7 protein-coding genes and 1 pseudogene are annotated in these 9,565 nt (G+C 71.6%); 3 read left to right on the plus strand and 5 right to left on the minus strand.

Annotated elements, in window-relative coordinates:
* A pseudogene (locus tag MXD58_RS12565) lies at positions 1-642 on the minus strand (hypothetical protein); the annotation flags it as partial.
* Between the two features lie 122 nt (positions 643-764).
* On the minus strand, positions 765-1,862 hold the full coding sequence (locus MXD58_RS12570) for a transglutaminase domain-containing protein (protein WP_308301955.1): 1,098 nt from the start codon (positions 1,860-1,862) through the stop codon (positions 765-767).
* A gap of 358 nt (positions 1,863-2,220) precedes the next feature.
* Here MXD58_RS12570 and MXD58_RS12575 point away from each other — a divergent pair, with 358 nt between their 5' ends.
* Entirely contained in the window at positions 2,221-4,446 is a 2,226-nt protein-coding gene (locus MXD58_RS12575; protein WP_248840887.1) for an RNA degradosome polyphosphate kinase, read from the plus strand.
* 21 nt (positions 4,447-4,467) lie between these two features.
* Here the strand turns inward: MXD58_RS12575 and MXD58_RS12580 are convergent, their stop codons facing one another.
* The 3 genes from MXD58_RS12580 to leuC all read right to left on the minus strand — a co-directional run bounded on the left by MXD58_RS12580 (position 4,468) and on the right by leuC (position 7,324).
* The gene (locus MXD58_RS12580; RefSeq protein ID WP_163547079.1) at positions 4,468-4,752 is read right to left on the minus strand and encodes an HU family DNA-binding protein; all 285 of its coding nucleotides are present in this window, start codon (positions 4,750-4,752) and stop codon (positions 4,468-4,470) included.
* A 463-nt stretch (positions 4,753-5,215) separates the two neighbouring features.
* Positions 5,216-5,803, minus strand: a complete 588-nt coding sequence (leuD, locus tag MXD58_RS12585; protein WP_248840888.1) for a 3-isopropylmalate dehydratase small subunit — start codon at positions 5,801-5,803, stop codon at positions 5,216-5,218.
* A 123-nt stretch (positions 5,804-5,926) separates the two neighbouring features.
* Entirely contained in the window at positions 5,927-7,324 is a 1,398-nt protein-coding gene (leuC, locus tag MXD58_RS12590) for a 3-isopropylmalate dehydratase large subunit (RefSeq protein WP_248840889.1), read from the minus strand.
* Positions 7,325-7,381: 57 nt separating this feature from the next.
* On the opposite strand from leuC, the gene MXD58_RS12595 reads away from it, so the two are divergent.
* Positions 7,382-8,092, plus strand: coding sequence for an IclR family transcriptional regulator (locus MXD58_RS12595; protein ID WP_248840890.1), 711 nt, complete (start codon positions 7,382-7,384; stop codon positions 8,090-8,092).
* 462 nt (positions 8,093-8,554) lie between these two features.
* Positions 8,555-9,565, plus strand: a 1,011-nt coding sequence (locus MXD58_RS12600) for a serine/threonine-protein kinase (RefSeq protein ID WP_250609338.1), incomplete at its 3' end; no start/stop codon positions are given.

Genomic DNA, 9,565 nt, shown 5'->3' on the forward strand with positions numbered 1-9,565 from the left:
GCGCAGGAGCGGCCAGGGCAGCCCGCGCGCGGCTTCGACGGCCACCGGTACGGCGAGCAGCACCCCGAGCGGGCGGCACAGCCCGCTGAGCAGGCCGGCGCATGCGGCGAGTTCCCAGCGCCGGGACCGCGCCCCGAGCAGGACAGCCACCGCGAGCAGCCCCGCGAACGCCTCCGCGTACCCCATCACCAGGACGAACGCTGGCGGCGCCAGCGCGGCGAGCCAGATCAGGCGGTAGGTCGCGGCCTCGTCGAGGCCCTCCAGCCGCGCGAGCCGCACCAGGACCAGCGCGAAGCCCAGCGCGGCCACGTTGACGACCAGCAGCAGCATGATCCCGGCGTGGCCGTCGGCGCCGGGGATGTGGTCCAGGACCCGGACCATCAGTGGCAGCAGGGGGAAGAACCGGCGGCTGTCCGCGCCGGCACCGCTGTAACCGACCTCCGCGATCGTGCGGCGCCCGGCCGAGGCCCGTTCCCAGCGGTGGAGCACCCCGGCCACCTGCGCCACCGTCCAGGACGACAGCGCCAGTGACAGCCAGACGAGCCAGCGGCCGCGGGCACGGTCGAGGCGACGGCCGGCCCAGCCACAGCTCAGTGTCGCCGCGAGCCCGGCGACGATGACGGCGGCGTCGACGAGCGTCACTCGTCCCGCCCTCCTCCCCCGTGCGTCGGCCGCCTGGGACAGAGGGATCCTCGAAGCACAACGGAAACGGCCGATAAAATTGCTACAAGTCATCAACAGAGGGGTTGGCGCCCCTCGCCAACCTAGCGCGTGACGGCTCTATCACAAAGAGTAGGTTGATGCCTCGCGTGCCGCGCGGTCTCCTCGGGCGCCGTGGCGCCCGCGGCGGATCCAAGCCCGCCCGGGGGGACCTCGACGGCCGTGACACGCTGGTTGGCATGCAGGGTCCCCCTCCCTGCGCCGCTGTAGTGACCGGAGGTCGCCGCGATGTCGGCGTAGTCCCGACCGACGGCGACCGTGACGTACCGCAGGTCAGCGAGCCTGTCGTGGCAGGGATCGAAGGCCACCGCGACGGCGCCGGGCTGCCTCGCGCCAGGACCGGACCCCGCGCGCGTCCCCGGTGACGCGATCCGGCTGGCGACACCGTCAGCCACGATCACCTCGACCCAGGCGTGCGGCGGCCCGTCACCGACGAGATGGCCCATCGCGTACCGGGCGGGGACGCCCGCCGCGCGGCACAGGGCGAGCATCACGTGTGCCTGGTCCTGGCACACCCCGGTGCCGCCGGCGAGCGCCTGGGCGGCACTGGTCGACACGTCGGTGCTGCCGGGAACGTAGCGGATCCGGCTGTTCGCCCAGGCGCAGAAGCGGCGCGCGGTGAGCAGCGGATCGTCGGTGGCCAGTGACCGGGCGGCCGCGGTGAGTGCGGCGTCCGGTGCGGTCAGCGCCGTGGCGTCCAGCAGCCGTCGGCTGCCCAGCGCGGTGGCCCGCAGCCAGGGCCGGGCACCGCCGCCGGTCTGCTCGACAGCGACGTCGACCTCGAACTCCAGACTGGGCGGCACCTCGGACAGGTACGCCGTCACCACCCGGTGGCCGTCGACTCCCCGGGAGCAGAGCGTCCGGGCCGCGTCGGCGGAGATCGCGATTCGCGCGGCCCGCAGCACCTGGTCGCCATGGCGCCCGGGTGGCACGACGACGAGCCGGTGCACCAGATCGACGGCCCGGCCGGCATAGCTGTACCGGTAGAGCTGGCGGACGCGGTAGGCCACCCGGGCGCCCGCCGGCAGCTCGGTGAGGTCGTCGGCGCTCAGCCCGGGCTCGGGCGGGCGCGCCAGTGCCGCCGCGTCGCCCACGTCGAGTGCCACCACGCCGCCCACGTGGAGTGCCTCCGTTCCGTCCACGTGGAATGCCTCCACGACCTTCTCCGATCATCTCCCCAGCCCCACGCGATCACCGACGGGGATGTGAGTTCGGACACCAGCCGGATGCCGCCGGCGCCGCGACCGACCACCCTCCCCGCGGGCGATGACCCCTCATGTTTCCAGCGCACTGCCGACCTTTACCTCGGCTCGTTTCACTGCCGTTAACATGCCGTCGATTCGGCCGGAAAGGATGAGCAGGGAGCATCCAGATCGTCACTCTACGTACTAAATAACGAACCGGACTGTCCCGACTCCACCCCATCCGAGATGAGTTCAGGTCCTTTGGCGCATCGCGTCGCAGTGCCGACTTGCTCGGCGACTGGCACCATCTAGTGTCATGAGCGAGCTGGTGGCGACCCGACCTGAACAGCCTCAGCGAAAGGCCCGCAGTGGCCTGCTCGAACCCCTCGAGGCGCCCCGGCCACCCGAGCCATCCGACCTGCCGCCCGACCGGTTCATCAACCGTGAGGCCTCCTGGCTGGACTTCAACGCCCGGGTGCTCGCGCTCGCCGAGGACGTCGCCACCCCGCTGCTGGAACGGGCCAAGTTCCTCGCCATCTTCGCCAGCAACCTGGACGAGTTCTACATGGTCCGCGTCGCCGGGCTGATGCGGCGGGAGGCGACCGGCCTCGCGATGCGCTCGGCCGACGGCCTGAGCCCGCGCGAGCAGCTCGCGCTCATCAGCCGCTCCGCCGTGGCGCTCACGGAGCGGCACTCCCGGTGCTTCACCGACGAGGTGGTGCCCTCCCTCGCGCACGCCGGCATCAGCATCCGCTTCTGGTCGCAGCTCAGCGACTCCCAGCGGGAACGCCTGCACGACTACTTCCACGAGCAGATCTTCCCCGTCCTCACGCCGCTGGCGGTCGATCCCGCGCACCCGTTCCCGTACATCAGCGGGCTGTCGCTCAACCTCGCCGTGCAGGTCCGTGAGCCCGGCGGGGAGGATGACCGCTTCGCCCGGGTGAAGGTGCCGCAGAACGTGCCGCGGCTGGTCCAGGTCGACGTGGAGCCGGCCGACAGTGGCAGCGCGGGCCAGGACGTCGGCACAGGTCAGAACGACCGGGCGGCCGTCACGCCGAGCGCCTGCTTCGTGCCCCTCGAAGAGATCATCGCCGCCCACCTCGACCAGCTCTTCCCCGGCATGGAAGTGATCAACTCGCACCTGTTCCGGGTCACTCGCAACGCCGATCTCGAGGTCGAGGAGGACGAGGCGGAGGACCTGCTGCAGGCACTGGAGCGGGAGCTGGCCCGCCGGCGCTTCGGTCCGGCGGTGCGCCTCGAGGTCGACGACGACATCGACGCGGACCTGCTCGTGATGCTCATGCGCGAACTCGAGGTGACCGAACGCGAGGTGCACCGTGTCACCGGCATGCTCGACCTCTCGGCGCTGTGGGCGCTCTACGGCCTCGACCGACCCGAACTCAAGGACGCACCCCGGGTTCCGGTGACCCATCCGCGGCTGACGGCCGGGGACGGCGAGACGCCGGACTTCTTCAGCGTGTTGCGCGAGGGCGACGTCCTCGTCCACCACCCGTACGACTCGTTCACGACCTCGGTACAGCGGTTCATCGAGCAGGCCGCGGCCGACCCGGCGGTACTGGCCATCAAGCAGACGCTCTACCGCACCTCGGGCGACTCGCCGATCGTCGACGCGCTCGTCGCCGCCGCCGAGGCGGGCAAGCAGGTGGTCGTCCTGGTCGAGATCAAGGCGAGGTTCGACGAGAGCGCCAACATCCGCTGGGCGCGCGAGCTGGAGCGGGCCGGCTGCCATGTCGTCTACGGCCTGATCGGGCTCAAGACGCACTGCAAGACCTGCCTGGTGGTGCGTCAGGAGCGGGGCGGGCTGCGGCGGTACTGCCACGTCGGGACCGGCAACTACAACCCCAAGACGGCCAGACTCTACGAGGACCTCGGCCTGCTCACCGCCGACCCGGAGGTCGGCGCGGACCTCACCGACCTGTTCAACGTGCTGACCGGCTACAGCCGGCAGACCGAGTACCGCTCGCTGCTCGTCGCGCCCCAGCACATGCGGGACGGCATCCTGGAGCGCATCGACGCCGAGGCCCGGGCCGCGGCGCAGGGCAAGCCGTGCGGCATCCGCCTCAAGGTGAACAGCCTGGTCGACGAACAGGTCATCGACGCCCTCTACCGCGCCTCCATGGCCGGCGTGCCGGTCCACTGCCTGGTCCGCGGCATCTGCGCGCTGCGGCCCGGTGTTCCCGGCCTGTCCGAGACCGTCCGCGTCCGGTCGATCCTGGGCCGCTTCCTCGAGCACAGCCGGGTGCTCGAGTTCGCGTCTGTGGACGAATTCTGGATCGGCAGCGCCGACATGATGCACCGCAACCTGGACCGGCGGATCGAGGCGCTGGTCCGCGTCGGGAACCCGCAGGACCGCGGTGGCCTGCGCGGGATGCTGGACCACGCGTTCTCCGACGAGGTGTCGGGATGGGTGCTCCACTCCGACGGCCGGTGGGAGCGGCACACGACCGGCGCCGACGACGCCCGGCTGTCCGACCACCAGCACGAGCTCATGGCGCAGGCCGTCCGGCGCGGGCACCGGTAGGCCCGGCGCCCGCACCGTCGGTCAGTCGCTGCTGGCGGACACGCTCGACTTGAACTCCGAGCCGGGCCGAAACTTCGGCACGACGGACGCCGCGACGTGCACGGGCTCACCGGTCGCGGGGTTGCGACCGGTGCGGGCGGCCCGCTCGACCCGCTCGAAGACACCGAAACCGGTGATGGTCACCTTCTCGCCACTGGCAACGGCCTCCTGAATGGCGTCGAACACGGCGTCGACCGCCTTGGTGGCATTGGACCGTCCGCCCTCGATCTGCTGGGCGATGCGGTCAACCAACTGGGACTTGTTCACAACTACCTCCGGGCGCCCCCGCGGGTTGCGGGGTGGGGAGCAGATCGGGCATCACACTGCGCTGCACCGTAGGCATCTCCACTGTCGAGGGCAATTCCCACGACCGTGTCGCGTCACACAAACGCGCACGTCATCGGGTTCGCGCCAGTGGGCGGCGGGATGTGTCCTGCACGGCGCACGTCGGCCATCCGGTAGATTCATCACTTTGAGTAGCGAGAGCTGTCGGGATACTTGGGCTCAATGTCACGATTTGGTCGCCGGCCGCCGCCGTCATCACGGGCCAACTCTGCTACGTAGCCACCCGTACGCCTCAGGCGAGGATCGAAGACCGCGTCACCGGACCCGCCCGACGGGCTCACGCCACGCTTCGACGAAGCCCCGACACCAGATATGAATTGCGTCACATTGGTGCCGAGATACCGGCGGGGGACACGCGGGAGTGGCACACACCACCGCGCCGCCGCTAGACCGTGGTCGGCAGCCAGGCCGGTCGCGCACCCTCGAAACCGGTGATCATCTCTTCGTGGCGCAGCGTCAGACCGACGTCGTCCAGGCCCTCCATGAGCCGCCAGCGGGTGAAGTCGTCGAGTTCGAATGCCGCCACCACGCCCGCGCCCCGCACCTCGCGCGCCGCGAGGTCGACGGTGATCTCGACGGTCGGGTCGCGCTCCACGGCGGACTGCAGGTTCTCCACCGTGGCCGCCGGGAGCTGGACCGGCAGCAGCCCGTTGCCCAGCGCGTTGCCGCGGAAGATGTCCGCGAACCGCGCGGAGATCACCGCGCGGAAGCCGTAGTCCTGCAAAGCCCAGACGGCGTGTTCGCGCGACGAGCCCGTGCCGAAGTCCGGGCCGGCGAGCAGGATCGACGCGCCGGCGTACACCGGGTTGTTCAGCACGAAGCTCTCGTCGGTCCGCCACTGGGAGAACAGCCCGGCACCGAAGCCGGTGCGCTCGATGCGCTTGAGCCAGTCACTCGGAATGATCTGGTCGGTGTCCACGTCGCTGCGGCGCAGCGGCACGGCCCGACCGGTGTGGATAGTGAACGCCTCCATCGCGGAAACGCTCCCCTCTGCGTGAAGGCCGGCGTGACGACGCCGACGGTCGTGACAGCCCCGTCCCGGCCGAGACGGGCCGGCGGGAGATGTCCGGAGTGAGCCTGGACGGTGCTCCGGTGGCTACAGGTCCGCCGGGGCGGTCAGCCGGCCGGTGATCGCGGTGGCGGCGGCGACCTGCGGCGAGACGAGGTGGGTCCGCCCACCCTGGCCCTGGCGCCCCTCGAAGTTGCGGTTCGACGTCGACGCACTGCGCTCGCCAGGCGCCAGCGTGTCCGGGTTCATGCCCAGGCACATCGAGCAGCCGGCGCTGCGCCACTGCGCTCCGGCCGCCTCGAAGACCTGGTCCAGCCCCTCGGCCTCGGCCTGCGCCTTGACCTGCATCGAGCCGGGTACGACCAGCACCCGCACGTCCCCCGCGACCTGGCGCCCCCGCAGCACGTCGGCCGCGGCACGCAGGTCGGACAGCCGGCCGTTCGTGCAGGAACCGATGAACACCGTGTCGACGGCGACGTCGGTGAGCGGGGTGCCCGCCGTCAGCCCCATGTAGGTCAGGGCCCGCTGCGCCGATGCCTGCGCGGCGGGGCTCGCGTAGTCGCCGGGCGTGGGCACGAGCGAGCCCAGCGGCGCCGCCTGGCCGGGGTTGGTCCCCCAGGTCACGTACGGGGTGAGGCTCGCCGCGTCGATGACGACCTCATGGTCGAACTCCGCGTCCGGGTCGGAGGCGAGGGTCCGCCAGTAGGCGACCGCCTCGTCCCACGCCGGGCCGGTCGCGACCCGCTCGCGGCCGGCGAGGTACTCGAAGGTGGTGTCGTCGGGAGCGACCATCCCGGCCCGCGCGCCCGCCTCGATCGACATGTTGCAGACGGTCATCCGGCCTTCCATGGACAGGCCACGGATCGCCGCGCCGCGGTACTCGATGATGTGGCCCGCGCCTCCGCCAGTACCGATCTTCGCGATGATCGCCAGGATCAGGTCCTTCGCGGTGACCCCGACGGGCAGGTCGCCCTCGACCGTCACCGCCATCGTCTTCGGCCGGCGCTGGGGCAGGGTCTGGGTCGCCAGGACGTGCTCGACCTGGCTCGTGCCGATGCCGAAGGCCAGCGCGCCGAACGCGCCGTGCGTGGAGGTGTGGCTGTCGCCGCAGACGATCGTCATCCCGGGCTGGGACAGGCCCAGTTGCGGGCCGACGACGTGCACGATGCCCTGGCCGGGGTCGTTCATCGGGAAGAGCTTCACGCCGAAGTCGGCGCAGTTCTTCCGCAGCGCCTCGACCTGGGCCGCCGACACCGGGTCGGCGATCGGCAACAGCGTGTCGGTCGTCGGGACGTTGTGGTCCTCGGTGGCGATGGTCAGGTCGGGCCGGCGCACCGGCCGGCCGGCGAGCCGCAGCGCCTCGAACGCCTGCGGCGAGGTGACCTCGTGCACCAGGTGCAGGTCGATGTACAGCAGATCCGGTTCGCCCTCGGCCCGGCGCACCATATGGGCGTCCCAGACCTTCTCCGCGAGTGTGCGCCCCATGGCAGCCCTACCCTCCCGTTGTTGTCATCCCACATTATAGGATGGCAGTATCAATCCATGAAACAGAGTAGCGGTGTAGGCGTCCTTGACAAGGCGGCACTCGTCCTCGCCGCCGTGGAGCAGGGACCGCTGTCGCTCGCGGACCTCGTCTCCCGCACCGGCCTGAGCCGGGCCACCGCCCACCGGCTCGCCAGCGCGCTGGAGGTCCACCGCCTGGTCACGCGCGACGGCGAGGGCAGGTTCGTCCCCGGGCCGAGGCTCGCCGCGGCCGTCTCCATCCCGTTGCCCTGGGAGCTGCTGGACCGGGCGGACCGCGTCCTCACCGAGCTGCGCGAGGTGACCGGCGAGAGCGCGCAGCTCTACGTGCGGCGCGGCGCGCTGCGCCTGTGCGTCGCCGCGTCCGAACGAGCCACCGGGCTGCGTGACACGGTCCCGGTCGGTGAGGCGCTGCCGATGACCGCCGGCTCCGGCGCCCAGGTGCTGCTGGCCTTCGCGGAACCAGCCGAGCCCGCGCTGCTCGCCGACGCGCCCTTCGACGCCGCGACCCTCGAGCGGGTACGCGCGCGAGGCTGGGCGGAGAGCGTCGGCGAGCGGGAGACCGGACTGGCATCGGTGTCCGCACCGGTACACGGCGACGCCGGCACGGTCATCGCGGCGGTGTCGCTGTCCGGTCCGCTGGAGCGACTCACCCGCTCGCCGGGACAGCGCCACGGCGCCGCCGTCCTCGCCGCGGCGGCGCGCCTGTCGACGTCACCGACGGTCGACTGAACACACCACCGGTCGTCAACCCTCGGCCACCGGAGATCGGTCCATCCTCGCGGCCGCCCCCCGTCCGACTGATGTCCGCAAGGAAGGCTTGCATCCCTTTTAATCCTGTTGTTCAGCATTTTTGGCCGGGGGGAGTGCCCCATCCGGGCCCCACGGCCGCGCGCGCAACGGGCTACCTCCTTGGGCGGACCTACCACTGTTCGGTGACGGCCACATCCCCCGGCACGGAACGAGAACCGATTACGTCGTAGCCTGTTCGAGTCGTCCGTCTCGGATGATCGGAGAGGTAACCGGATGATCCGTCGGGGTCATTGCCATCCAGCGGGCAGACGAAACCGTCACCGGTAGGCCAGGACCGCCGGTCCAGGCATCTCTGCGGGCTCCGCGCCCGGGCGGTTCCCGCCCGCCGCGGCGCTGTCGTAGGTACGACCGCCATCGGCGGCGCCAGGAGAGGCAGGCGGGGTGCGCAAACTGGGTTCGCGGTATGTGCTGCACGAGGTGCTCGGGCAGGGCACGACCGGCCAGGTGTGGCGAGCCGCCCGCGTCGCCGACGGCGCACCGGTCGCCATCAAGGTACTGCGGCGGGAACTCGCCGATGACCCGAAGATCGTCGAGCGCTTCCTGCGCGAGTGGGACCTGCTCGTCGACCTCGACAGCCCCAGCCTCGTCGCGGTCCTGGACCTCGTCCGCGAACCGGACACCCTGGCGATCGTGATGGACCTCGTCGACGGCCCCGATCTTCGAGCCCACCTGCGGGAGTTCGGCCCCCGGCCCGCCGAGGAGGCCGTCGGGTTCGCGATCGGCACGCTCTGGGCGCTCGACGCCGTGCACGCCGCCGGGATCGTGCACCGCGACGTCAAGCCCGAGAACATCCTCATCGACCCCGCCGACCCCGACCATCCGATCGTCCGGCTCACGGACTTCGGTATCGCCCGGGTCGTCGGCGCCTCCCCCGCGCACGCCACCGGACCGGTCGGGACGCCCCTGTACATGGCGCCGGAGCTCGGTTCCGGGGCGCCGCCGACGCCCGCCGCCGACGTCTACTCGGCCGGCGTCGTGCTGTACGAGGTGCTCGCCGGATCGCCGCCGTTCGACTCGGCGAACCCCATCGAGCTGATGCGCTCGCACCGCGAGGACGAGCCCCAGCCCATCGCGGGCGTTCCCCAGCCGGTCTGGGACGTGCTGACCCGGATGCTGGCGAAGTCCCCCCGGGCACGGCCCGCCAGCGCCGCCGACGCGGCGGACGAGCTCCGTGAGGCACTCACGACCGCGCTGCGCGACGCCGGCGTCGACGTCAGCGCCGCGCACGAGCACGAGCACGAGCACACCGCCATGATCGCCACTCGCCGAGGGCGGGACGACGCCGAAATGACCGGCGCCCACCAGCGCCGCACCGGCGTCCGCCCGGTCGAGGCACCCACCGGCACCCAGCGCGTCCCCCGGCCCACCGTCGCCGCCGGCGCTGTCAGCGCC

Origin of the sequence: Frankia sp. AgKG'84/4 (genome assembly GCF_023242965.2) — a bacterium.
In the GTDB taxonomy this organism is placed as follows: Bacteria; Actinomycetota; Actinomycetes; order Frankiales; family Frankiaceae; genus Frankia.